Source organism: Pseudomonas sp. PKS, assembly GCF_051913525.1.
In the GTDB taxonomy this organism is placed as follows: domain Bacteria; phylum Pseudomonadota; class Gammaproteobacteria; order Pseudomonadales; family Pseudomonadaceae; genus Aquipseudomonas; species Aquipseudomonas guariconensis_D.
Genome location: NZ_JBEGDO010000008.1, coordinates 159,078 through 183,682, shown reverse-complemented (window position 1 = coordinate 183,682; position 24,605 = coordinate 159,078). Strand labels below are relative to the sequence as shown.

Here is a 24,605-nt window from a genome sequence, read left to right as displayed (position 1 = left end):
ACGGTCGTATGAACGTTCACCGACTCGCCAGCGCAAAAGCCTGCAACTGCGGATAGAACTCGCGAAAATCTGCCAACAACGGCTCGTACAACACCTCCAACTCCCCCATCACCCCGTCCATGCCTTCAGGCCGTGACAACCGCCGGGCGATACCGCGGAACACTTGCTCCAGCGTGTCGAAATCGCCATAGGCGCCCAGCCAGTCGTCCGCGGCCATGAACGGGGCGATATGCGCCAGCCGCCCGGGCAGTGCCGGCTCGGCGAGCAATACGCGGTAGAAGTCTCCCGTGAAGGCGCTCAGCGGCTGTTCGGCGTAATCGCCCCAGTGCCGCGCCAGGCAGTGGTCGAAGAACACATCCAGGACGATCCCGGCAAAACGCCGCCGCTCACGGGGAAAGCGCGCCAGCGCCGTCAGTACCAGCGGGTGGCTGTCGGTGTAGCTGTCGATGTGACGGTGCAGGCGAATCGACGCTTCGAGGGCCGGCGGGAAGCGCCCTTGCAGCGAGCCTTTGACGAAATCGCCATACAGGCTGCCGAGCAGTTGTTGCGGCTCACGACCGCCTAGGTGCAGGTGTGCGAGGTAGTTCATGGCGCTCAGTCTAGCACTCACGCGCCCCATATCGTTATAACGCGATATAGCGATTCGCGCTCAGCTCAGAACCTCTTCATATTTGTATATCGCGAAATACCGATTTATATTTCGCCTCATCGCGATATAACGCTACACACCACGAGTCCCACCATGCCTCTTGATCTCGACGAAATAATAAAAGCCCTCTCCCACCCGGTACGGCGAGAAATCCTCACCTGGCTCAAGGACCCGGCCGCGCAGTTTCCTGACCAGCAGCACAGCACCGAGTACGGCGTCTGTGCCGGGCAAATCGACCAACGCTGCGGCCTGTCGCAGTCGACCGTCTCCGCCCATCTGGCCACCTTGCAGCGCGCGGGTCTCATCAGCAGCCAGAAGATCGGCCAGTGGCACTTCTTCAAACGCAACGAGGACACCATCCAGGCGTTCCTCCAGCAGATGAGCCAAGAGCTCTGACAAGGACCTTGCAATGCCTCTTTCCCTGATGATCCTGGCGCTCAGCGCCTTCGCCATCGGCACCACCGAATTCGTCATCATGGGCCTACTGCCCGATGTGGCGCAGGACCTGGGCGTGACCATCCCCGGTGCCGGCTGGCTGGTGACCGGCTACGCCCTGGGCGTGGCCATCGGCGCACCGTTCATGGCATTGGCCACCGCGCGTCTGCCGCGCAAGGCCGCGCTGGTGACGCTGATGGGCGTGTTCATCGTCGGCAACCTGCTGTGCGCGGTCGCCGCGGACTATGACTTGTTGATGTTCGCCCGTGTGGTGACCGCCCTGTGCCATGGCGCCTTCTTCGGCATCGGCTCGGTGGTGGCGGCAAGCCTGGTACCGGCCAACCGCCGCGCCTCGGCCGTGGCCCTGATGTTCACCGGCCTGACCCTGGCCAACGTGCTGGGCGTGCCCCTGGGTACTGCGCTGGGCCAGGCCGCTGGCTGGCGCTCGACCTTCTGGGCGGTGACCGCCATCGGCGTGATCGCGCTGATCGGCCTGGTGCGCTACCTGCCGCTGCAACGCCAGGAAGAGAAAGTCGACATGCGCGCCGAGCTGGGCGCCCTCAAGGGGGCTGGCATCTGGCTGTCGCTGAGCATGACCGTGCTGTTCTCAGCCTCGATGTTCGCCCTGTTCACCTACGTCGCGCCCCTGCTCGGCGACGTCACCGGCGTATCGCCCCATGGCGTCACCTGGACCCTGCTGTTGATCGGCCTGGGCCTGACCGTGGGCAACATCCTTGGCGGCAAGCTCGCCGACCGCCGCCTAGGGGCGACCTTGGTGGGCGTGTTCGCCGCCATGGCAGTGGTGTCCACGGCTTTGAGCTGGACCAGCACGGCCCTGGTACCTGCCGAGATCACACTGTTCCTCTGGGCCACCGCCGCCTTTGCCGCCGTGCCTGCCCTGCAGGTCAACGTGGTGACCTACGGCCAGGCCGCACCCAACTTGGTTTCGACCCTGAACATCGGCGCCTTCAACCTGGGCAATGCCCTGGGCGCCTGGGTCGGCGGCAGCGTCATCGCCCACGGCTTCGGCCTGACCCGCGTGCCACTGGCCGCGGCGGCCCTGGCGGTCCTGGCGCTGATCGTCACCTTGATTACCTTCCACCAGCGCGGCGGCAACGCCGAACTGGCCACCGCTTCCAACTGACCCTCGCGAGGCTACGACAATGACCACGCTCTTCGATCCGATCACACTGGGCGACCTGCAACTGCCCAACCGCATCATCATGGCCCCGCTGACCCGTTGCCGCGCCGACGAAGGCCGGGTGCCCAACGCGCTGATGGCCGAATACTACGTGCAGCGCGCCAGCGCCGGGCTGATCCTCAGCGAGGCCACCTCGGTGACCCCCATGGGCGTCGGCTACCCCGACACCCCCGGTATCTGGTCGGACGAACAGGTGCGCGGCTGGACCAACGTCACCAAGGCCGTGCACGGGGCTGGCGGACGCATCTTCCTGCAGTTGTGGCACGTCGGGCGCATCTCCCACACCCATTACCTCAACGGCGAGCTGCCGGTGGCCCCGAGCGCGATCCAGCCCAAGGGCCACGTCAGCCTGATCCGCCCGATCACCGAGTACCCGACGCCGCGAGCCCTTGAGACCGAAGAAATCGCCGACATCGTCGAGGCCTACCGCACCGGTGCCGAAAATGCCAAGGCGGCCGGCTTCGATGGCGTGGAGATCCACGGAGCCAACGGCTACCTGCTCGACCAGTTCCTGCAGAGCAGCACCAACCAGCGCACCGACCGTTACGGCGGCTCCCTGGAAAACCGTGCTCGTCTGCTGCTGGAAGTGACCGACGCGGCGATCGAGGTGTGGGGCGCCCATCGTGTGGGCGTGCACTTGGCGCCACGGGCCGATGCCCATGACATGGGCGATGCCGACCGGGCCGAGACCTTCAGCTATGTCGCTCGGGAATTGGGCAAGCGCGGCATCGCATTCATCTGCTCGCGGGAGAAGGAAGCCGACGACAGCATCGGCCCGCTGATCAAGGAAGCGTTCGGTGGCCCGTACATCGTCAACGAGCGCTTCGACAAAGCCAGCGCCAACGCGGCGCTGGCCAGCGGCAAAGCCGACGCGGTGGCCTTTGGCATTCCGTTCATCGCCAACCCTGACCTGCCCGCCCGTCTGGCCGCCGATGCGCCGCTGAACGAGCCGCGCCCGGAGACCTTCTACGCCAAGGGGCCGGTGGGCTACATCGACTATCCGCGGATGTGATCGAAAATCCGCTCCTACAAGCCTTGTGGGAGCGGGTTCACCCGCGAAGACAGCTCAGTAGATTCAGGGCCGGGCGTTGATCTGCTGTTGCAGGTTCTGGATCTGACTCTGCAAGGTATTGAGGTTGCGGGTCACCTGGCTGCGGAAGGCATCGAACTCCTGCACCGAAGCCCCACCGGCGCTAGGCGCCGGGCGGTTGTCGATCTGACTCTTGAGCACCAGCACATCCTGCTCCAGGCTCTCGATCGCCGCACTGGGGTTACCCTGTTTCTTCAAGCTCGCCACTTCGCTGCTCAGGCTCTTGATCTGGCCGTCGAGCTTGCCGCCATCGAGCTGGCCGGACTTGAGCGCGGCCAACTCGCCATTGACCGCCTTGAGCTGCGCCTGCAACTGGCTCTGCAATTCTGTCACCGCTTTTTGCTGTGCACGGGTATCGGCCAGGACCTGCTCCAGGCGCTTGCCCAGATCCCCCGTCTGGCCCGCCACGCCCTGCTGCTGCTTGCTCTGCTCGGCCAGGCTGGCCTTCAGCTGGCGGATCTGCAGCTTCAAGGCCTCGCTACCGGTGTTGACACTGGACTCGCTGGCTTCGACTTTGCCGCTGATCGCCTGCAGCCGCCCCGCGGCTTCTTCGCTGATCCGGGCGAAGCTCTCCTGGGTCGCTACCAGTTGCTGCTCCATCAGCGAGATCTGTTGGAAACTCCACCATCCCAGGCCTGCCAGGGCGATGACCGAGGCCCCCAGCAGCGCCCACAGCGGGCCCGTGCTGGCCGGACGCGCGGCCTTGCGCCGGCTCCGTGCCACGTGCGCCGGGAGCAGTTCATCATCATCCGGGGTACCGGCACGCAGGCTCGGTACATCGTCGAAATCGTCGAGAGGGTCGTTACGCATGGAGGCTTTCAACCACAGTAATAGCAAAGAGGCATGAGTATAAACCGCCAGAGCGGCGCACTGATGACCATTATCCTCAGCCGGGGTTCACTGCTGGCCAGGCACGTTCTTCCACCAAGCGCAGAATTCATCCAGCGCGGTCCACAGGCTGACCTTGGGCCGGTAGTCCAGATGTTGCCGCGCGCGGCTGATATCCAAAGTGAAATCCTTGCTCATCATTTGCGCCCCCAGGCGCGACAGGGCAGGTTGCGGACGGCCTGGCCACAGCAGGCAGGCGGCTTCGTTCAACGCGCCCAGGCTGTAGGCCAGGCCGTAGCCACGGTAGCGGGTAACCTGGGGCAGTTGCATCTGGCGCATCACGTAATTGATCACATCCCACAGCGGCAGCGGCTGGCCGTTGCTGATGTTGTAGGCCTGGCCAAGCGCCTGTTCATCGGCGAACAAAGCGCTGAGCAAGGCTTCGTTGAGGTTGTGCACGCTGGTGAAATCGACCTTGTTCAAGCCATTGCCGATGATGGCCAGACGGCGCTTGCGCTGCAGCTGCATCAGCCTCGGGAAGAAACCGGCATCGCCCGCGCCGATGACCCGCTGCGGGCGCAAGGCCAGCACTTCCAGACCGAACTCCTGGGCGCCGAAGACCTTCTGTTCGGCCAGGCGCTTGGTCGCCGCATGAGAGTCATGAAAGCGCCGAGGCAATGGCTCCTCACGGATATCCAGGCGCGAGGAGCCATTGAAGTACACCGACGGCGACGACAGATGCACCAGGCGCCGCACATGCTCCTTCAAGCAGCCTTCCACCACGTTCTCGGTGACCACCACGTTACCCTGGTGAAAATCCTGATAGCGGCCCCAATGGCCGGTGGCGCCAGCACAATGGACCACCGCGTCGATGCCTTGGCACAGCCGCCGGGCAAGTTCGGCATCGCCCAGGTCGCCTGGAATGAACTGGGCGCCGCGCTTGACCAGATGCTCCACACCCTCGGCGCGTCGGCCATTGACCCGCACCTGCAGGCCCTGCTCCAAGGCAAAGCGCGCAAAGCGCCCGCCGATGAAGCCGCTCGCACCGGTGACCAGAATTCGCATGTAACACTCCGCCTTGCCAGATTACAGATGCAGCTGACGCCGTCCGCGCCTACAAGGGCACCAGCCAGCTCGACGCCGTATGGCGCAGGTGCTCGGTCAGCTGAGCGAGCAACTGCCCGCCATTGCGCCAATGATGCCAGTACAACGGCACGTCGATGGGGGTATCGGTGCAGATTTCCACCAATTGGCCGCTGGCCAGTTGTTCGCGGGCCTGCAATTCAGGCACCAATCCCCACCCTACGCCGGCCTCGGTCATGCGCAGAAACCCTTCGGACGAAGGGCACAGGTGATACAGAAAACTGCCCTCGATCCCCAACGAAGCCAGGTAGCGGTGTTGCAGGAAATCATCCGGGCCGTACACCACTGCCGGGATCCGTGCCAGGCGCCGGGCCTCGAACCCCTGGGCAAAGTGCCGGGCCATGAACGCGGGGCTGGCCAATGCCCGGTAACGCATGGCCCCCAGCAACAAGCTGCGCGCGCCGGCCACCGGCCGCTCGCTGCCACACAGGCACGCCGCCACTTCACCCGCACGCATGCGCTTGAGGCCGACCTCCTGGTCTTCGACCACCAGATCGAGCAATACCTGCTGCCCCGCGCAGAAATCCCCCACCGCACCCGCCCACCACGTCGCCAGGCTGTCGGCGTTGAGAGCGATACGCAGGCGCTCGGGCAGGCCTTCCTCGTCCAGCGCCGGGACCTGGCGCTGCAGGTCACGCTCAAGCAGACGCACCTGCTGCACATGGTTGAGCAACTGTCGCCCCACCTCGGTGGGGCTCGGTGGCGTGGCCCGCACCAGCACCGGCTGGCCGACCCGCGCCTCGAGCAGCTTGATGCGCTGGGAGATGGCCGATTGCGACAGGCCCAGAACTTGAGCAGCACGTTCGAAACCGCCTTGTTCGATGACGGCAGCGAGGGCGGCGAGCAGCTTGTAGTCGAACATCGATTTCTCTAATGCCAGATCAGCTTTATTTGTTTTTCTTATACAGGGTATTTCCTCACAATAGCCAGCATCTTCTTTTGGCAATCAACGCCGGCGCTTGGTCGGCGTCAGTGGAGTGTTCCTGCAATGTGGCAAAGCTATCTGAACGGCATGCTGGTGGCCTTCGGCCTGATCATGGCCATCGGCGCACAGAACGCCTTCGTCCTGGCCCAGAGCCTGCGCCGCGAGCATCACCTGCCGGTGGCCGCGCTGTGCATCATCTGCGATGCCATCCTGGTGGCCGCCGGGGTGTTCGGCCTGGCCACGGTCCTGGCTCACAACCCGACCTTGCTGGCGGTCGCACGCTGGGGCGGTGCGGTGTTCCTCATTTGGTACGGGGCCAAGGCCCTGCGTAGCGCGTGCTCCAAGCAGAGCCTGCAACACCAGCAAGGCCAGGGCATGCGCTCACGCCGCGCGGTGTTGCTCAGCGCCCTGGCAGTGACCCTGCTCAACCCCCATGTCTACCTCGACACCGTGCTGCTGATCGGCTCGCTAGGCGCCCAACAGACCGTACCTGGGGCCTATGTGGCTGGCGCCGCCAGTGCCTCGCTGGTGTGGTTCTCGACCCTTGCGCTGGGCGCGGCCTGGCTTGCGCCATGGCTCGCCCGTCCAGCCACCTGGCGCCTGCTGGACCTGATGGTGGCAGTGATGATGTTCGCCGTCGCAGCGCAGTTGATCTTTTCTTGAGGGGTGAGTTCTAAGCTGCGAGCTGCAAGGCAAAGGCAGACACGGAGCTTTCTTCCAGCTTGAAGCTTGGAGCTCGCAGCTAACCACTATTCCCTATGTTTGTTGCGTGGTTATGCGCAAGGGCCGGTGCTATGATCCAGCCCTTGCGTCGCAAAGCGTGCCAAACGCGCTGACGCACCTCGGGCCGCCCGTGATCGGCCTTGCGCAAACCGCGAACAGACCTGAATCAGGAGATCCACCATGGCTTTTGAATTGCCGCCGCTGCCGTACGCCCACGATGCCCTGCAGCCGCACATCTCCAAGGAAACCCTGGAGTATCACCACGACAAGCACCACAACACCTATGTCGTGAACCTGAACAACCTGGTCCCAGGCACCGAATTCGAGGGCAAGTCCCTGGAAGACATCGTCAAGACCTCCTCGGGTGGCATCTTCAACAACGCCGCTCAAGTCTGGAACCACACCTTCTACTGGAACTGCCTGTCGCCAAACGGCGGCGGCCAGCCAACCGGCGCCCTGGCCGATGCCATCACCAAGGCTTTCGGTTCCTTCGACAAGTTCAAGGAAGAGTTCACCAAGACTTCCGTTGGCACCTTCGGTTCCGGCTGGGGCTGGCTGGTGAAGAAGGCCGACGGTTCCCTGGCCCTGGCCAGCACCATCGGCGCCGGCAACCCGCTGACCAGCGGCGACACCCCACTGCTGACCTGCGACGTCTGGGAACACGCCTACTACATCGACTACCGCAACCTGCGTCCCAAGTACGTCGAGGCGTTCTGGAACCTGGTCAACTGGGCCTTCGTGGCCGAGCAGTTCGAAGGCAAAACCTTCAAGGCCTGATGCCTGGGTAACCTTCGATCCAAGAAATCCGACGCTCATGCGTCGGATTTTTTTTGTGCAGGTTTCGCCAATGACGCCCTCGCACACAAACCCGCCTCGCCGGCGCTTGCCCACACCCGATAGCGCGCTAACATGAATCTTCTGGAAAGTTGATACCGCGCACTCAAGTCGCCAGTCCCCACAACCGATATATTGCCAATGACAGGATTAACGACGGCCGTCACCTGTCGCGACAATCAGTCGATAGTGTATTGCCAAGGGTAATGGCAAAATAATGGCACGCGCATGGATTAAGGAAACCCCATTGAAGCTGGAATTTCGGGACAGCTTGTCGGTCAAGTTGCTCAGGGTCGTGCTGCTCTCGGCGCTGGCTGTCGGCGTTGTCCTCAGCTGCGCGCAGATCGTCTATGACGCCTACAAGACCCGCCAGGCCGTCCACAACGATGCCCAACGTATCCTCGACATGTTCCGCGACCCGTCTACCCAGGCGGTCTACAGCCTTGACCGGGAGATGGGCATGCAGGTCATGGAAGGCCTGTTCCAGGACGCTTCGGTGCGCGCGGCCTCCATCGGCCACCCCAACGAAACCATGCTCGCGGAAAAATCCCGTCCGCTTCAGGACACGCCCGCGCGCTGGCTGACCGACCTGATCCTCGGCCAGCAAAGCACTTTCACCACCCAACTGGTCGGCCGCGGTCCCTACAGCGAGTACTACGGCGACCTGAGCATCACCCTGGACACCGCCACCTATGGCGAAGGTTTTCTGATCAATGCGGTGATCATATTCATCTCCGGCGTGTTGCGCGCGCTGGCCATGGGCCTGGTGCTGTACCTGGTCTATCACTGGCTGCTGACCAAGCCGTTGTCCAAGCTCATCGAGCACCTCACCCAGATCAATCCCGACCGCCCCAGCCAGCATGAGATCCCACTGCTCAAGGGTCACGAGAAGAACGAGCTGGGGCTGTGGGTCAATACCGCCAACCAGTTGCTGGCCTCCATCGAACGCAACACCCACCTGCGCCACGAGGCGGAGAACAGCCTGCAACGCATGGCCCAGTACGACTTCCTCACCGGGCTGCCCAACCGCCAGCAGTTGCAGCAGCAGTTGGACAAGATCCTCGTCGATGGCGGCCGCCTGCAGCGCCGGGTCGCGGTGCTGTGCGTGGGCCTGGACGATTTCAAGGGCATCAACGAGCAATTCAGCTATCAAGTCGGCGATCAGTTGCTGCTGGCCCTGGCTGACCGCCTGCGCGCCCACAGTGGCCGCCTCGGTGCCCTGGCGCGGCTCGGAGGGGACCAGTTCGCCCTGGTCCAGGCAGACATCGAACAGCCCTACGAGGCCGCCGAGCTTGCCCAGAGCATCCTCGACGACCTGGAAATGCCCTTCCCCCTGGATCACCAGAACATCCGGCTGCGCGCCACCATCGGCATCACCTTGTTCCCCGAAGATGGCGACAGCACCGAGAAGCTGCTGCAAAAAGCCGAGCAGACCATGACCTTGGCCAAGGCCCGCTCCCGTAACCGCTACCAGTTCTATATCGCCAGCGTCGACAGCGAGATGCGTCGGCGCCGCGAGTTGGAAAAAGACCTGCGCGAAGCCCTGCCGCGCAACCAGTTGTACCTGGTGTACCAACCCCAGATCAGCTACCGCGATCACCGCGTGGTCGGCGTCGAAGCCCTGCTGCGCTGGCAGCACCCGGAGCTTGGCATGGTTCCGCCCGACCAGTTCATCCCTCTGGCCGAACAGAACGGCAGCATCATCGGCATCGGCGAGTGGGTGCTCGACCAGGCCTGCCGCCAGTTGCGCGAATGGCACGACCTGGGCTTCAGCGACCTGCGCATGGCCGTAAACCTGTCCACCGTGCAGCTGCACCACAGCGAGCTGCCACGGGTGGTGAACAACCTGTTGCAGATCTACCGCCTGCCCCCGCGCAGCCTGGAGCTGGAGGTGACCGAAACCGGCCTGATGGAAGACATCAGCACCGCCGCCCAGCACTTGCTGAGCCTGCGCCGCTCCGGGGCGCTGATCGCCATCGATGACTTCGGGACCGGCTACTCCTCGCTCAGTTACCTGAAGTCGTTGCCACTGGACAAGATCAAGATCGACAAGAGCTTCGTCCAGGACCTGCTGGACGACGATGACGACGCCACCATCGTCCGGGCTGTCATCCAGCTGGGCAAGAGCCTGGGGATGCAGGTGATCGCCGAAGGCGTGGAAACCGCCGAGCAGGAAGCCTACATCATCGCCCAGGGTTGCCATGAGGGTCAGGGCTATCACTACAGCAAGCCGCTGTCGGCTCGCGAACTGACGGCCTTCCTCAAACACGCGCAGCGCAACCAGGTCACCGCGTTCTGACCCCAACGACCGCTTGATCGCGAAAGCGACCCTTGCGCATGATTGCGCACCTGCCCCTTTACACAAAATGCAAATCTTTCGCATTATGTTGCGGTTTCGCAGGCCACACTGTCCAACCTCACGACGCAGGATACCTACAATGATTCGAATGCCTCTGGCCTCCGCCAGTCTGCTGGCCATCGCCATCGCCCTCGCCGGTTGCGGTGAGAGCAAGGATGACAAGGCTGCCGCGCCGCAAGCCCAAGCACCGGCTGCCGCCAGCGCCACCGCAGCGCCTGGGGCTGTCGACGAAGCGGCCGGCAAGGCCGTGGTCAAGCACTATGCCGAGATGGTCCACACCGTCTACAGCGACGCGCTGAGCACCGCCAAGACCCTGCAGACCGCCATCGACGCCTTCCTGGCCAAGCCCAACGACCAGACCCTGAAGGCTGCCAAGCAAGCCTGGGCAGCGGCTCGTGTGCCGTACCTGCAGAGCGAAGTGTTCCGCTTCGGCAACACCATCATCGACGACTGGGAAGGCCAGGTGAACGCATGGCCCCTGGACGAAGGCCTGATCGACTACGTCGACAAGAGCTACGAGCACGCCCTGGGCAACCCGGCGGCCAGCGCCAACATCATCGCCAACACCGAAGTCCAGGTCGGCGAAGAGAAGGTCGACGTCAAGGACATCACCCCTGAGAAACTGGCCAGCCTGAACGAGCTGGGCGGTTCCGAGGCCAACGTCGCCACCGGCTACCACGCCATCGAATTCCTGCTGTGGGGCCAAGACCTCAACGGCACCGGCCCAGGCGCCGGCAACCGCCCGGCATCGGACTACCTGGAAGGCCAAGGTGCCACCGGCGGTCACAACGAGCGCCGTCGCGCCTACCTGAAGGCTGTGACCCAACTGCTGGTCCAGGACCTCGAAGAAATGGTCGCCAACTGGGCGCCGAATGTCAGCGACAATTACCGCGCCAAGCTGGAGGCCGAGCCAGTGGCCGATGGCCTGCGCAAGATGCTGTTCGGCATGGGCAGCCTGTCGCTGGGTGAACTGGCCGGTGAGCGCATGAAGGTCTCCCTGGAGGCCAACTCGCCAGAAGACGAACAGGACTGCTTCAGCGACAACACCCACTACTCGCACTTCTACGACGCCAAGGGCATCCGCAACGTCTACCTGGGTGAGTACACCCGCGCCGACGGCTCCAAGCTGACCGGTCCGAGCCTGTCGGAGTTGGTCGCCAAGGTCGATCCGGCCACCGACGCTACCCTCAAGGCGGACCTGGAAGCCACCGAGGCGAAGATCCAGGTCATGGTCGACCACGCCCTCAAAGGTGAGCACTACGACCAACTGATCGCGGCCGACAACGCGGCTGGCAACCAGATCGTGCGTGACGCCATCGCATCCCTGGTCAAGCAGACCGGCTCTATCGAGCAAGCCGCCGGCAAGCTGGGCATCGCCAACCTGAACCCGGACACCGCCGATCACGAATTCTGATCCGGATGCAGTGGTTCGACAGAGGCGGCCTTCGGGCCGCCTTTTTCATGGCCGCGAAAAGTCCACTGCCGCAGACGCGGGCAACGCCAACCTGACACCGATTTCATCAAGGCAATTGCAAATTGCTCTTATTCAAATTCCATCACCCTGCTAAGCTTGCACGCCGGTTTTTTAGCACTCATCCAGGATCCTCGATGCCCGCGTCGCTGCTCCGACTCTCTCCCTTGCTGCTGGTCGCCGCCCTGGCCGCCTGTGATGACGCCCCGCGTTTCACCCAGGCCGAGCCCGGCGAAGCCCTTTCCGCTGGCAAGGCCACCGTGCAACGCAGCGACCGCAACGCCTTTTCCCTACCCTCGGCCAATCTCTCGCCAGAGCGGCGCCTGGACTTCAGTGTCGGCAACAGTTTCTTCCGCAACCCCTGGGTGATCGCCCCCTCCACCACCACCGCCCGTGATGGCCTGGGCCCGCTGTTCAACACCAACGCCTGCCAGAACTGCCATGTGCGCGATGGGCGTGGCCACCCACCGGAGCCCGACGCCAGCAACGCGGTCTCGATGCTGGTGCGCCTGTCGATTCCCGATCAGCCGCAATATGCCAAGGAAATCGAACGCCTGGGCGTGGTGCCGGAGCCGGTGTATGGCACGCAACTGCAAGACATGGCCGTCCCCGGCGTAGCACCGGAAGGCAAGGTGCGGGTGGAGTACACCACCGAGACCGTCACCTTCGAGGACGGCCATGTGGTGGAGCTGCGTCGTCCGGCGCTGCAGATCACCCAGCTCGGCTACGGGCCGATGCACCCTGATACCCGTTTCTCCGCCCGGGTGGCCCCGCCGATGATCGGCCTGGGCCTGCTGGAGGCGATCCCGGAGGCCGCAATCCTTGCCAATGCCGATCCGGACGATCACAACGGCGATGGCATCCGTGGACGCCCCAACCAGGTCTGGGACCAAACGGCGAACAAGACCGTGCTCGGCCGCTTCGGCTGGAAGGCCGGGCAGCCCAACGTGAACCAGCAGAACGTCCATGCCTTTGCCGGCGACATGGGCCTGACCAGCACCTTGCAGCCGGTCGATGACTGCACGCCTGCCCAGGTCGATTGCCTGGCCGCCCCCAACGGCGACGGCGCAGGCGGCGAGAAAGAAGTCAGCGACAACATCCTGCGCCTGGTCACCTTCTACACCCGCAACCTGGGCGTGCCGGCGCGCCGCGACGTCGGCGCGCCCCAGGTATTGGCCGGCAAGAACCTGTTCTTCCAGGCCGGCTGCCAGGGCTGTCACACCCCGCAGTTCACCACCGGCCCCGACACCCACGAACCCGAACTGGCCAACCAGGTGATCCGGCCGTACAGCGACCTGCTGCTGCACGACATGGGCCCTGGCCTGGCCGACAACCGCAGCGAATTCAAAGCCGCCGGGCAGGACTGGCGTACCCCTCCACTGTGGGGGATCGGCCTGACCGAAACGGTCAGTGGCCACACCCAGTTCCTGCATGACGGCCGTGCCCGCAACCTGCTCGAGGCCGTGCTTTGGCACGGCGGCGAAGCCGAAGCGGCGCGCAAGCATGTACTGACCTTCAATGCCGAGCAACGCGCTGCGCTGCTGGCCTTTTTGAACTCACTTTAACGCGCAAGGAGCCGGGCAATGTTCCGACCCAAACTGTTGTTCACCAGCCTCGCCGCACTCGCTCTCGGTGCCTGCTCGCCCCAGGACCCACAGGCCGTGACCTCCGCCGCCATCGCCAAGCAGGTGATCCTGCCGACCTACAGCCGTTGGGTCGAAGCCGACCGCCAACTGGCCGCCAGCGCCCTGGCCTACTGCGAAGGCAAGGAGTCCCTCGAGACCGCGCGCGCCGACTTCCTCAATGCACAAAAGGCCTGGGCCGAGCTGCAGCCGCTGCTGGTTGGTCCGCTGGCCGAAGGCAATCGTGCCTGGCAAGTGCAGTTCTGGCCCGACAAGAAAAACCTGGTCGGCCGTCAGGTCGAGCAACTGGTCGCCGGCGACAAGCCGATCGACGCCGAGACACTGGGCAAGGCCAGCGTCGTGGTCCGCGGCCTGTCCGCCTACGAATACATCCTGTTCGACAGCAAGCCTGACGTCGCCACGCCTGAGCAGAAGGCCCGCTATTGCCCACTGCTGGTGGCCATCGGCGAGCACCAGAAGGCCCTGGCCGAGGAGATCCTCAAAGGCTGGAACAGCACCGATGGCATGCTCGGGCAGATGACCAAGTTCCCCAACCAGCGCTACGCCGATTCCCACGAGGCGATCGCCGATCTGCTGCGTGCCCAGGTCACCGCCCTGGACACCCTGAAGAAGAAGCTCGGCGCCCCGATGGGCCGCCAGAGCAAGGGCATCGCCCAGCCGCTGCAGGCCGAAGCCTGGCGCAGCCAGTCCTCGCTCAAGAGCCTGGAAGCCAGCCTCAAGGCCGCCCAGGCGGTTTGGGTCGGCGTCGACAACCAGGGTCTACGCGCACTGCTGGGCAAGGACCAGGCTGCCCTGGCGCAGAAGATCGACGACGCCTACGCCGCCTCGCTCAAGCTGCTGGAGGCCAACGACAAGCCGTTGGGCGAACTGTTGGCCGACGATGCCGGCAAACAGACCCTCGACCAGATCTACGACAGCCTCAACGCCGTCCACCGCCTGCATGAAGGCGACCTGGCCAAGGCGCTCAACATCCAGCTGGGCTTCAATGCCAACGACGGTGACTGATCATGCTGCGACGCCAGGCCCTCAAACTCGGTAGCGTCGTGCTCAGCGCCCTCACCCTGGGCGGCTGGAGCCTGTTTCGCAACAGCGGCAGCGCCCCCCTGCTGCTCTCGGCGCGCGACGATGGCGACGGCAGGCACTATGCCGTCGGCTACCGCCTGGACGGCACCCAGGTGTTCGCCACCCAGGTGGCCCAGCGTTGCCATGACATCATCAACCACCCCGAGCGGCCGATCGCCCTGTTCGTCGCGCGTCGTCCAGGTACCGAAAGCTACCTGATCGACCTGCGCGACGGGCGCCTGCTGCAGACCGTCACCTCGCAACCGGACCGGCACTTCTACGGCCACGCGGTGATTCATAAAAGCGGTGAGTGGCTGTACGCCACCGAGAACGACACCACCGATCCGGGGCGTGGCGTGCTGGGCATCTACCGCTTCGAAAGTGATCGCCTGGTCCACAGCGGTGAGATCCCGACCCACGGCATCGGCCCACACCAGGTATCCTGGCTGCCGGACGGCGAAACCCTGGTGGTGGCCAACGGCGGTATCCGCACCGAAGCCGAAAGCCGCGTGGAAATGAACCTCGACGCCATGGAGCCCAGCCTGGTGCTGATGCGCCGCGACGGCACCCTGCTGAGCAAGGAAACCCTGGCCCAGCAGATGAACAGCGTGCGCCACCTGGCCATCGGCAGCGACGGCACCATCGCCGCCTGCCAGCAGTTCATGGGCGATGCCCACGAGACCGCCGAACTGCTCGCGATCAAGCGCCCCGGCGAGCCGTTCAAGGCCTTCCCGGTGCCCGAGCGACAGTTGCAGTCGATGGCCCAGTACACTGCCAGCGTCGCCATCCACAGCGACCTGCGCCTGGTGGCGTTGACCGCACCGCGGGCCAACCGCCTGTTCATCTGGGACCTGGACAGCGGTGCGGTCAAACTCGACGCGTCGATGCCGGACTGTGCGGGCGTGGGCGCGGTGAAGGACGGCTTCGTGGTCACCTCCGGCCAAGGGCGCTGCCGGTTCTATGACTGCCGCAAGGCCGAGCTGGTCGGCCAGCCGATGAACCTGCCGTCCGGGTTCTGGGACAATCACCTGCACCTGGCCTAGAGGACCGCACGGCCCTTTCGCGGCCAAACCCGCGAAAGGGCTGCAAACCAGCCTGTTCGCCCGTCGGCGACCACCTGTCCATCCCTGCCTTCCCCCATCCCTGAAAAACAGGCAATACTTCTCCCATCCGCACGTGGGCAGGATCGCCCGTTGTCGTGCCAGACGAACAACAACACTATCCAAGGAACCGGACTATGCTGCGCCGCCGCATGCTGATCATGTTGGCCGTGGTCCTGCTGATCGTACTGACCTTAGGTGGCATCAAGGCGTTCTCGATCTACAAGCAGATCCAGATGTTCTCCGCACCGAAACCACCGGTCAGCGTCGCTGCGGCAGTGGCCGAAGAGCGCCAGTGGCAGGAGCGTCTGCCTGCGGTCGGCAGTCTCAAGGCATTCCAGGGCGTCGAGCTGAGCCTGGAAGTGGCCGGCACAGTCAAGTCGCTGCACTTCGAGTCAGGCCAGAAGGTCAAGGCCGGCCAGCTTCTGCTGCAACTGGACCACGACCAGGAGACCGCGCTGCTCGGCACCGCCCAGGCAGACCTGGGCCTGGCCAAGGTGGACTTCGGCCGGGGCAGCCAACTGGTGGGCGACTCAGCGATTTCCCGCGGCGAGTTCGACCGCCTCACCGCCCAGTACCGACGCAACCAGGCCGTCGTAGACCAGCTCAAGGCCTCCCTGGCCAAGAAAAGCATCAGCGCCCCCTTCAGCGGCACCATCGGTATCCGCCAAGTGGACGTGGGCGACTACCTCGCCAGCGGCACGGTGATCGCCACCCTCCAGGACCTCTCCAGCCTCTACGTCGACTTCAACGTGCCCGAGCAGGCCCTGCCGCAACTGAGCCTCGGCCAGCAGGTGCTGGTGCAGGTGGCGGCCTATCCGGGCCAGACCTTCCTCGCCAGCCTGAGCGCCATCAACCCCAAGGTCGAGGAAAGCACCCGCAACCTGTTGCTGCGCGCCACCCTGGCCAACCCCGACGGCAAGTTGCTGCCGGGCATGTTCGCCAGCCTGCTGCTGCTGTTGCCCGACCCACATCCCCAGGTGGTGGTACCGGAAAGCGCCATTACCTACACGCTCTATGGCAACTCGGTGTACGTGGTGGCCCAGAAGAAAGACAAGAACGGCCAGGTGGAAAAGGCCGCTGACGGCCAGCCGCAACTGCTCGCCGAACAGCGCACGGTCAAGACCGGAGAACGTCGCGATGGTCTGGTGGTGGTGGGCGAAGGCCTCAAGGCAGGCGAACAGGTGGTGACCGCCGGCCAACTGAAGCTCACGCCTGGCGCTGCCATCCGCATCAGCCACGACAAAGCCCTCCAGCTGGACGGCCAGCGCGCCCCCGGCGCCAACTGATCAGGAGGCTGGCATGGCGTTCACCGACCCGTTCATCCGCCGCCCGGTCCTGGCCAGCGTGGTCAGCCTGTTGATCCTGCTGCTGGGATTCCAGGCCTGGAGCAAGCTGCAGATCCGCCAGTACCCGCAGATGGAAAACGCCCTGATCACGGTGACCACCGCCTACCCCGGGGCCAACGCCGAGACTATCCAGGGCTATATCACCCAACCTCTGCAGCAGAGCCTGGCCAGCGCCGACGGCATCGACTACATGACCTCGGTGAGCCGCCAGAACTTCTCGGTGATCTCCGTCTATGCACGCATCGGCGCCGACACCGACCGCCTGTTCACCCAACTGCTGGCCAAGGCCAACGAGGTCCGCAACAAGCTGCCCCAGGACTCCGAAGACCCGGTGCTGAGCAAAGAGGCCGCCGACGCCTCGGCCCTGATGTACATCAGCTTCTACAGCCAGCAGATGAGCAACCCGCAGATCACCGACTACCTCTCGCGCGTGATCCAGCCCAAACTGGCCACCTTGCCAGGCATGGCCGAGGCGCAAATCCTCGGCAACCAGGTGTTCGCCATGCGCATCTGGCTGGACCCTGTGAAGCTGGCAGGCTTTGGCCTTGCAGCCACCGACGTGACCAACGCGGTCCGCCGCTACAACTTTCTCTCTGCCGCCGGTGAAGTGAAAGGCGAGTACGTGGTCACCAGCATCAATGCCACCACCGAGCTCAAATCCGCCGAGGCCTTTGCCAAGCTGCCGGTCAAGACCGTCGGCGACAGGCGCGTGCTGTTGGGCGATGTGGCGCGGGTGGAAATGGGCGCGGAGAACTACGACACGGTCAGCTCTTTCGACGGCACACCCTCGGTGTACATCGGCATCAAGGCCACCCCTGCCGCCAACCCGCTGGAGGTGATCAAGGAAGTCCGGCGGATCATGCCGACGCTAGAAGCGGAGTTGCCCTCGAATCTCAAGGTCTCCATTGCCTACGACGCGACCTTGTTCATCCAGGCCTCCATCGACGAGGTGATCAAGACCCTCGGCGAGGCCGTACTCATCGTCATCGTCGTGGTGTTCCTGTTCCTGGGCGCCCTGCGCTCGGTGCTCATCCCGGTGGTGACCATTCCGCTGTCGATGATCGGCGTCTTGTTCTTCATGCAGATGATGGGTTACTCGCTGAACCTTTTGACCTTGCTGGCCATGGTGCTGGCCATCGGTCTGGTGGTGGATGACGCCATTGTCGTGGTGGAGAACATCCACCGGCACATGGAAGAAGGCAAGACGCCCTTCGAGGCTGCCCTGGAAGGCGCTCGGGAGATCGCCATGCCGGTGGTGTCGATGACCATCACCCTGGCGGCAGTCTATGCCCCGATCGGCTTTCTCACAGGCTTGACCGGCGCGCTGTTCAAGGAGTTCGCCCTGACGTTGGCCGGCGCGGTGGTCATCTCCGGCATCGTTGCCCTGACCCTGTCGCCGATGATGTGCGCCCTGCTGCTGCGCCACGAAGAGAATCCCAGTGGTCTTGCCCATCGTCTGGACGTGCTGTTCGACGGCCTCAAGGTCCGCTACCAGCGCCTGCTGCACGGCACCCTGAACAGCCGGCCGGTGGTGCTGGTGTTCGCCGTGATCGTGCTGTGCCTGATCCCGGTGCTCTTGATGTTCACCCACAACGAACTGGCACCGGACGAGGACCAGGGGGTGATCTTCATGATGAGCAATGCCCCGCAAACGGCCAACCTGGACTACCTCAACGCCTACACCGATCAGTTCACACCAGTGTTCAAGACCTTCCCCGAGTACTACTCATCGTTCCAGATCAACGGCTTCAATGGGGTGCAGAGCGGTATCGGGGGCTTCCTGCTCAAGCCTTGGAACGAACGCGAGCGCACCCAGATGGAGCTGTTGCCGCTGGTGCAGGCCAAACTGGAAGAAGTCGGCGGCCTGCAGATCTTCGGCTTCAACCTGCCGTCGCTGCCGGGCACAGGCGAAGGCCTGCCGTTCCAGTTCGTGATCAATACCGCAGGCGACTACCCTGCTCTGCTGGAGGTGGCCGAACGGATCAAGGCCCGCGCCCAGGCATCAGGCAAGTTCGCCTTCCTCGACATCGACCTGGCCTTCGACAAGCCCGAGGTGGTGGTGGACATCGATCGGGACAAGGCCGCGCAGATGGGGGTGTCCATGGATGATCTGGGCGGCACCCTGGCAACGTTGCTGGGCGAGGGGGAAATCAACCGTTTCACCCTCGAGGGGCGCAGCTACAAAGTCATCGCCCAGGTCGAACGGCCCTACCGGGACAACGCCGGCTGGCTCAGCAACTACTACGTGAAGAACGACCAGGACCAGTTGCTGCCCCTGTCGACCCTGATCACCGTCAGCGACCGCGCCCGGCCCCGCCAGCTCAACCAGTTCCAGCAACTGAACTCGGCGATCATCCAGGGTTTTCCACTGGTCAGTGTCGGCGAGGCACTGCAGACCGTGCAGGCGATCGCCCAGGAAGAAGCACCAGAAGGGTTCTCGTTCGACTACGCCGGCACCGCACGGCAGTTCGTCCAGGAAGGCAGCGCCCTGTGGGTCACCTTTGGCTTGGCGCTGGCGATCATCTTCCTGGTGCTGGCGGCGCAGTTCGAGAGTTTCAGGGACCCGCTGGTGATTCTGGTCACGGTGCCGCTCTCCATTTGCGGGGCCCTGTTGCCACTGTTCCTCGGGGTTTCGAGCATGAACATCTACACCCAGGTGGGGCTGGTGACGCTGATCGGCCTGATCAGCAAGCACGGCATCCTGATCGTCGAGTTCGCCAACCAGTTGCGCGAGCGGATGGGCGTGGATGCGCGCGAGGCCATAGAAGTCGCCGCAGCCATACGCCTGCGGCCGGTGCTGATGACCACTGCAGCCATGGTATTCGGCATGGTGCCGTTGATCCTGGCGACCGGGGCCGGTGCGGTCAGCCGCTTCGACATCGGCATGGTCATCGCCACCGGCATGTCGATCGGCACGCTGTTCACCCTGTTCGTGTTGCCCAGCATCTACACACTGTTGGCGCACCGGACCGTGGCGACGTCTTCGCGGGTACACCCGCTCCCACCAGGTCAGCGCTGATCCCTGTGGGAGCGGGTTTACCCGCGAAGAGGCCACACAGAGATCACTGATATAAAAACGCCAGGGGCCCATCATTGGGCCCCTGGCGTTTCACCATCACGCGCTCGATCAACCGAACGGTCGCAGCCCTTGGCGCATACCGAACAGGAACAACAGCAGATCATGATCCGGCTGGACCGTGTTCTGCTGCTTCACTTCACGGGGCACCGCGCACAGGCCACCGATCTCGGCCTTGCTGAACACCGCCGGTCTAGGCTCTTCCCACGCCGCCACAGCAGCGGTGGTCACTGCCAATGCCGCGACCAGGAACAAAGCTCGAGCGATTTCTAGTTTCATTGCTCTAACCCTTTGACAGCGCTGCCAAACGCCATCTGGTAAAAATAGAGCAGGCTTTGCCACTGTGCATCGTTGAATGACGAATGGCGTCGCAGCTGTCGCAGATCCTTGGCGGCCGCGCGCTGGCGGCTGATACGCCGGCGGCACTTTTCCAGGTCCAGCAGCGCGACTTCGGCCCTGGCCTTCTCACCCTCGCCGATGACCTTGACGAACACATGCTTGCCATACAGGCAGCCGTGCTGCCAATGGCCCAGGTGCATGCGCGCCAGATTGTCGGCCAGCTCCTTGAGCATGCGTTCGTGCAGCACTTGCGGGTAACGCTCGCGGGCACCTTCGGCATGCCAGGTGTCCAGGTCGACGAACCCGTCGAGCGCCTCGCTCACCAGCAGGGCTCGCCACTGGTGGTCGGCACCGCGCTCGGCGCCAGCGAACACCAACCGCGGCACACGCACGCCAAGCTGCTCGAAACTGTTCAGGGCATCCAGCTCACGCAACACGGTCGGCCGGCCGAACGGATGGCGCAGGCTGCGATAGATGTGACCGACCTGACGCTTGGCATACAACACACGCCCCTTCGCATCGCAAAGTCGCTGCACACCGCTCTCACCGCCACGCCGCTGGTTGGGTTCCTCGACCCATTCACCTTGCTGCTGCCAGTAGTACTCGAACTCGGATCCCGTATTGATCGCTACTGCCATTGAAACCTACCCCTTGCGTAATACGTATACCCGCCACATCGCGTAGAACGGCAGGAAGTCCAGACGCTCCTGAATTCTGAATCCGGCTGTCTCAAACTCTTCTTCGATTGTATCAACAGGTAACACGAAACGATTCTGATAACTGCCCTGCTCGGCCTTTGCACTGCGCCGTTGCTCGAGTTTCTTGCGTCGCCACGCCTTGAAGTTGCCATCCACCCATAGGGACAGGATCACGCTGTCGCGGCTGACCCGATGAAATTCCGAGAGGATCGTCTTGCGGTGGGCGGCATCGCCGATGTGGTGGAACAGGCGCATGCAGAAAATGCTGTCCACGGCGTTGTCCGGCAAATCGATAGCGAATGCGGAGGTCTGCAGGGGGCGTACCCGTGCCACCACTTCTGGCGGCTGCGAGGTGCAAGCGGCCTCGATCATGTCGGCGGAGTTGTCGGCACCGATGATCACCCGATTGGGCTTTTCCGCCAATAGCGGCCAGAAACGCCCTGCACCGCACGGCAGGTCCAGTACCAGGCCAGGCTCCCCTGCCAGCGCCAGGGCGCGGCGGGCCAGTTGTTCGTCACGGTAATGGGAAAGGCGGCGCGCCAGACCATCTTGATGCTTGAGGAAGTATTCCTGGGCATGCTGACGGTCATATTTCTCGGAAAATGGGAGTTTGATCGGGCTCCGCATCGGGCATCTCCTGATTTAATTCCGCCCACTCTAGGGAGCGAAGCGTTGGAATCAGGTCATGCCGATGTGAAAAATACGTCATGCAAGCAACAGGATATTTCAGATTTTGCCCAATAGTGGGGTCTGGCCGCCTGCCTCGCTATCTGCCGCTATCACTTTGCCCTTACTCAAGTCCACCTGGAAGCGACAGCCATGAGGTAACGTCGCCGTCAGGGTGACGCGCCAGCCCTGGTCGTCACAGATCCGCTGCACCAGCGACAAGCCCAGGCCCAGGCCTTCGCCACGGCGTTCGTCACCGCGTACGAAGGGGCGGAACATCGCTTCGCGCTGCTCCTCGGGGATACCCACACCGCTGTCCTCGACGCTGAAACCGTTCGGTTCCAGGCTCAGGCGAATGTAGCCACTGTCGGTGTAGTGGGCTGCATTGCGCAAGAGGTTGCCCATTACCGATTGCAGGAAGGTCGCGTTGTACAACACCGGGCTCGCGCTGACCCGGCCATCGTAATAAAGGGTCAGGCCCTTCTGCTCGATGGTATCGCGCCATACCCCCACCAGATCGTCGGCCACTTCGCTCAAGGTCGCCTGAGAGGCGACGGCGCCTTCGTCGCGCTGGGCACGGGCGAGCATGAGGAAGGTCTTGACCAGCTCACGCATCTCCTCGGTCGCCCGCGCGATGCGCTCCACCTGGCTGCGAGAACGGCTGTCCAGGTTGGGGTTCTCCATCAGCAATTCGCAGGAGGTGGCGAGCACCATCAGTGGCGTGCGCAGTTCATGGCTGACATCGCTGGTGAACAACCGCTCGCGGGTCAGGGCATCACGCAAGCGACCGAGCGTATCGTCGAAGGCCACGGCCAACTGCCCGACCTCGTCCGCGGCATAGTCCGGCGCCAGAGGGGGCGCAAGGCCCAGCAACTGGTCACGGTGGCGGACCTGTCGGGCCAGTCGGATCACCGGTGCCATCACTCGCCTGGCCAACAGCCAGCCCAGAGTGACCGCCAACACCAGACTGAGCACGAAGCCCACCACCACGACCGCGAACAGCACCCGCTCGCGCTCTTCGAAATCGCTCTGGTCCTGCAACAGCACGTAGCGCCGACCATCGACGATCTCGACCATGGCGTGGTAGGAGAGCTGGTCGCGGAACACCTCGTGGAAACCCGGGGTCAAGTGCCGCAAATCCTTTGGCAGCTCGAAGTCGTCACGCCCCCCGCTGAAATAGAACAGTTGATCGGGACGCGGCCGATGGCTCCAGTCGCTGATGCTGTCCATGCGCAGCAAGCGTTGCAGGTCTCCACCGAGCACAGCGGAAATCAGCCGTTCTTCAACGAGGTGGACAGTCGCGACGATCCCGAAGGCGAACGCCCCCGCAACCAAGGCGCTCATCAACGCGAATGCGATGATGATGCGCTGGGCAAGGCTCTGCTTAAACTCCATCGCGGCCCTCGGCGAGGCGATAGCCGACGCCATGGACGGTATGCAGCAAAGGTTTCTCGAAGGGTTTGTCGATGACCTGACGCAACTGGTGGACATGGCTGCGCAAGCTGTCGCTGTCGGGGCAGTCGTCCCCCCAGAGGGCTTCTTCCAGCACCTCGCGGCGCAGCACGTGCGGACTCTTCTGCATCAGCACGGCCAGCAGCTTGAGGCCGACCGGGTTGAGCTTGAGCAGGCGGCCCTGGCGGGTGACCTCCAGGGTGTCGAGGTCGTAGCTCAGATCAGCGACCTGCAACGTGCGTCGGCCGCCCCCCTGGGAGCGTCGCAGCACTGCCTCGATACGCGCCGCCAGCTCCGACAGGGCAAAAGGCTTGAGCAGGTAATCGTCGGCACCGGAACGGAAGCCCTGCAGGCGATCATCGAGCTGATCGCGGGCGGTGAGCATGATCACCGGGGTATCACGGCGGGCATCTTCGCGCAGGCGTTTGCACAGGGTATAGCCATCGATCCCAGGCAACATGATGTCGAGGACGATCAGGTCGTAGTGCTCGGTCGCGGCCAGGTGCAGGCCGGACAGACCATCCTGGGCGCAGTCGACGGTATAGCCTTTCATCCCCAGATAGTCCGCCAGATTGGCGAGGATATCGCGGTTGTCTTCAACCAGTAGAATGCGCATCGGTTTCTCCTGTACGACGCTTTCGCTCTGCGCGGCAGGCGCAGCTTAAGGCCATCGTCCACGCCGCGCCAGCCTTGGCGGCATTTGGGCGTTGCTGACGTAATTTTCACTGATCCTTCACGAACCCGGGATAGCGGTAGGGCGACAATGACCGGCATTTATCGTCCCTGGAGTCGTCATGCAAGAAACCATCCGCCCCCGCCCGATCAACCTATGGTTGTATCTGGGCATTCCACTGGTCACCGTGGTGGCCCTGCTCCTGACTGAGTGGACCTCTTTGGACATGGATGTGGCCAACCTGGCGTTCGACCCGGTGGCCGGGGAGTTCATCGGCCGTCACAGCTACTTTCTGGAAAACATCCTGCATGACCGGGTCAAGCAGATCGTGATCATCATGGGTTTGCTATCCATTGTCGCCTTCATCGCCAGCTTCTTCTGGTCGCGCCTATTCAGCTGGCGTCGCGAACTGGGTTGTCTGGTGTTGGCGCTCGGCCTCTCCACGGCCTTCGTCACCCCGCTCAAGGCGGTCACCGCCGTACAGTGCCCATGGAGTCTGAGCCAGTTCGGGGGCAAGGAAACCTACAGCAAACTGCTGGAGCACCGCCCTGAGACCGACAAGCCTGGCCGCTGCTGGCCTGGCGGTCATGCCGCAACCGGTTTCAGCTTGTTCGCCCTGTTCTTTATCCTGCGTGACCGTCGTCCACGCCTGGCCCGTGCGGCGTTCACCGTGGCGTTCGTGACCGGCACAGTGCTATCCATCGGTCGGATGTTGCAGGGGGCGCACTTCTTGTCTCACAACGTGTGGACAGCCGTGTTCTGCTGGTTGATCGGGTTGGGATGCTACTACCTGGTGCTTTATCGCCGAGGCGTTGCGTTGGCGCCTATGCCTCAACGCAGCGTTGCCTGACTCACAAGATCCCCACCTTGGGTGTGCCCGCGCCTGCAA

At 63.6% G+C, this 24,605-nt stretch carries 22 protein-coding genes; 13 read left to right on the top strand and 9 right to left on the bottom strand.

The window, feature by feature from the left end:
* Window positions 1–16 precede the first annotated feature (16 nt).
* A complete protein-coding gene (locus ABOA88_RS11310) occupies window positions 17–589 on the bottom strand; it encodes an ACP phosphodiesterase (RefSeq protein ID WP_196170882.1) in 573 nt (190 codons plus the stop codon).
* 153 nt (window positions 590–742) lie between these two features.
* On the opposite strand from ABOA88_RS11310, the gene ABOA88_RS11305 reads away from it, so the two are divergent.
* Genes ABOA88_RS11305 through ABOA88_RS11295 form a run of 3 tightly spaced genes read left to right on the top strand, consistent with a single transcriptional unit; the run spans window position 743 to window position 3,297 of the window.
* Window positions 743–1,045, top strand: coding sequence for an ArsR/SmtB family transcription factor (locus ABOA88_RS11305; protein ID WP_043213583.1), 303 nt, complete (start codon window positions 743–745; stop codon window positions 1,043–1,045).
* 13 nt (window positions 1,046–1,058) lie between these two features.
* Window positions 1,059–2,228 carry an MFS transporter gene (locus ABOA88_RS11300; protein ID WP_367851555.1) on the top strand — a complete coding sequence of 390 codons (1,170 nt, stop codon included), beginning with the start codon at window positions 1,059–1,061 and terminating at the stop codon, window positions 2,226–2,228.
* Window positions 2,229–2,247: 19 nt separating this feature from the next.
* The gene (locus ABOA88_RS11295; protein ID WP_196170880.1) at window positions 2,248–3,297 is read left to right on the top strand and encodes an alkene reductase; all 1,050 of its coding nucleotides are present in this window, start codon (window positions 2,248–2,250) and stop codon (window positions 3,295–3,297) included.
* Window positions 3,298–3,360: 63 nt separating this feature from the next.
* Here ABOA88_RS11295 and ABOA88_RS11290 read toward each other — a convergent pair whose 3' ends face one another.
* The 3 genes from ABOA88_RS11290 to ABOA88_RS11280 form a co-directional block, all read right to left on the bottom strand.
* Window positions 3,361–4,185, bottom strand: coding sequence for an ATPase (locus ABOA88_RS11290; RefSeq protein ID WP_367851556.1), 825 nt, complete (start codon window positions 4,183–4,185; stop codon window positions 3,361–3,363).
* Between the two features lie 87 nt (window positions 4,186–4,272).
* Window positions 4,273–5,268, bottom strand: coding sequence for an NAD-dependent epimerase/dehydratase family protein (locus tag ABOA88_RS11285; protein WP_367851557.1), 996 nt, complete (start codon window positions 5,266–5,268; stop codon window positions 4,273–4,275).
* Window positions 5,269–5,317: 49 nt separating this feature from the next.
* A complete protein-coding gene (locus ABOA88_RS11280) occupies window positions 5,318–6,208 on the bottom strand; it encodes a LysR family transcriptional regulator ArgP (protein WP_196170878.1) in 891 nt (296 codons plus the stop codon).
* Window positions 6,209–6,334: 126 nt separating this feature from the next.
* Here ABOA88_RS11280 and ABOA88_RS11275 point away from each other — a divergent pair, with 126 nt between their 5' ends.
* The 9 genes from ABOA88_RS11275 (at window position 6,335) to ABOA88_RS11235 (ending at window position 19,831) form a co-directional block, all read left to right on the top strand.
* The gene (locus tag ABOA88_RS11275) at window positions 6,335–6,934 is read left to right on the top strand and encodes a LysE/ArgO family amino acid transporter (protein WP_043213572.1); all 600 of its coding nucleotides are present in this window, start codon (window positions 6,335–6,337) and stop codon (window positions 6,932–6,934) included.
* A gap of 240 nt (window positions 6,935–7,174) precedes the next feature.
* Window positions 7,175–7,771: a superoxide dismutase gene (locus tag ABOA88_RS11270; protein ID WP_043213571.1), complete on the top strand. Its 597-nt coding sequence runs from the start codon at window positions 7,175–7,177 to the stop codon at window positions 7,769–7,771.
* A 304-nt stretch (window positions 7,772–8,075) separates the two neighbouring features.
* A complete protein-coding gene (locus ABOA88_RS11265) occupies window positions 8,076–10,127 on the top strand; it encodes a putative bifunctional diguanylate cyclase/phosphodiesterase (protein WP_196170877.1) in 2,052 nt (683 codons plus the stop codon).
* Window positions 10,128–10,266: 139 nt separating this feature from the next.
* The gene (locus ABOA88_RS11260) at window positions 10,267–11,601 is read left to right on the top strand and encodes an imelysin family protein (protein ID WP_196170876.1); all 1,335 of its coding nucleotides are present in this window, start codon (window positions 10,267–10,269) and stop codon (window positions 11,599–11,601) included.
* A 194-nt stretch (window positions 11,602–11,795) separates the two neighbouring features.
* Window positions 11,796–13,223 (top strand): di-heme oxidoreductase family protein, encoded by a 1,428-nt coding sequence (locus tag ABOA88_RS11255; protein WP_196170875.1) that lies wholly within the window; start codon window positions 11,796–11,798, stop codon window positions 13,221–13,223.
* An 18-nt stretch (window positions 13,224–13,241) separates the two neighbouring features.
* Window positions 13,242–14,306, top strand: coding sequence for an imelysin family protein (locus ABOA88_RS11250; protein ID WP_196170874.1), 1,065 nt, complete (start codon window positions 13,242–13,244; stop codon window positions 14,304–14,306).
* 2 nt (window positions 14,307–14,308) lie between these two features.
* Window positions 14,309–15,406 (top strand): DUF1513 domain-containing protein, encoded by a 1,098-nt coding sequence (locus tag ABOA88_RS11245; RefSeq protein ID WP_367851558.1) that lies wholly within the window; start codon window positions 14,309–14,311, stop codon window positions 15,404–15,406.
* Window positions 15,407–15,600: 194 nt separating this feature from the next.
* The gene (locus ABOA88_RS11240; RefSeq protein WP_367851559.1) at window positions 15,601–16,752 is read left to right on the top strand and encodes an efflux RND transporter periplasmic adaptor subunit; all 1,152 of its coding nucleotides are present in this window, start codon (window positions 15,601–15,603) and stop codon (window positions 16,750–16,752) included.
* Between the two features lie 13 nt (window positions 16,753–16,765).
* A complete protein-coding gene (locus ABOA88_RS11235) occupies window positions 16,766–19,831 on the top strand; it encodes a multidrug efflux RND transporter permease subunit (RefSeq protein ID WP_196170871.1) in 3,066 nt (1,021 codons plus the stop codon).
* A gap of 108 nt (window positions 19,832–19,939) precedes the next feature.
* Here the strand turns inward: ABOA88_RS11235 and ABOA88_RS11230 are convergent, their stop codons facing one another.
* The 5 genes from ABOA88_RS11230 to colR form a co-directional block, all read right to left on the bottom strand.
* Window positions 19,940–20,167, bottom strand: a complete 228-nt coding sequence (locus ABOA88_RS11230) for a hypothetical protein (RefSeq protein WP_196170870.1) — start codon at window positions 20,165–20,167, stop codon at window positions 19,940–19,942.
* Window positions 20,164–20,865, bottom strand: coding sequence for a lipopolysaccharide kinase InaA family protein (locus tag ABOA88_RS11225; RefSeq protein ID WP_196170869.1), 702 nt, complete (start codon window positions 20,863–20,865; stop codon window positions 20,164–20,166). The genes ABOA88_RS11230 and ABOA88_RS11225 overlap by 4 nt, the downstream gene beginning before the upstream one ends.
* Before the next feature lie 6 nt (window positions 20,866–20,871).
* Window positions 20,872–21,552: a class I SAM-dependent methyltransferase gene (locus ABOA88_RS11220; protein ID WP_196170868.1), complete on the bottom strand. Its 681-nt coding sequence runs from the start codon at window positions 21,550–21,552 to the stop codon at window positions 20,872–20,874.
* 99 nt (window positions 21,553–21,651) lie between these two features.
* A complete protein-coding gene (locus ABOA88_RS11215) occupies window positions 21,652–22,986 on the bottom strand; it encodes a sensor histidine kinase (protein ID WP_196170867.1) in 1,335 nt (444 codons plus the stop codon).
* The gene (gene colR / locus ABOA88_RS11210; protein ID WP_043213544.1) at window positions 22,976–23,659 is read right to left on the bottom strand and encodes a two-component system response regulator ColR; all 684 of its coding nucleotides are present in this window, start codon (window positions 23,657–23,659) and stop codon (window positions 22,976–22,978) included. The genes ABOA88_RS11215 and colR overlap by 11 nt, the downstream gene beginning before the upstream one ends.
* A 178-nt stretch (window positions 23,660–23,837) precedes the next feature.
* Between colR and ABOA88_RS11205 the strand changes: the two genes are divergently transcribed.
* The gene (locus ABOA88_RS11205; RefSeq protein ID WP_196170866.1) at window positions 23,838–24,566 is read left to right on the top strand and encodes a phosphatase PAP2 family protein; all 729 of its coding nucleotides are present in this window, start codon (window positions 23,838–23,840) and stop codon (window positions 24,564–24,566) included.
* The last annotated feature ends 39 nt before the right edge of the window (window positions 24,567–24,605 follow it).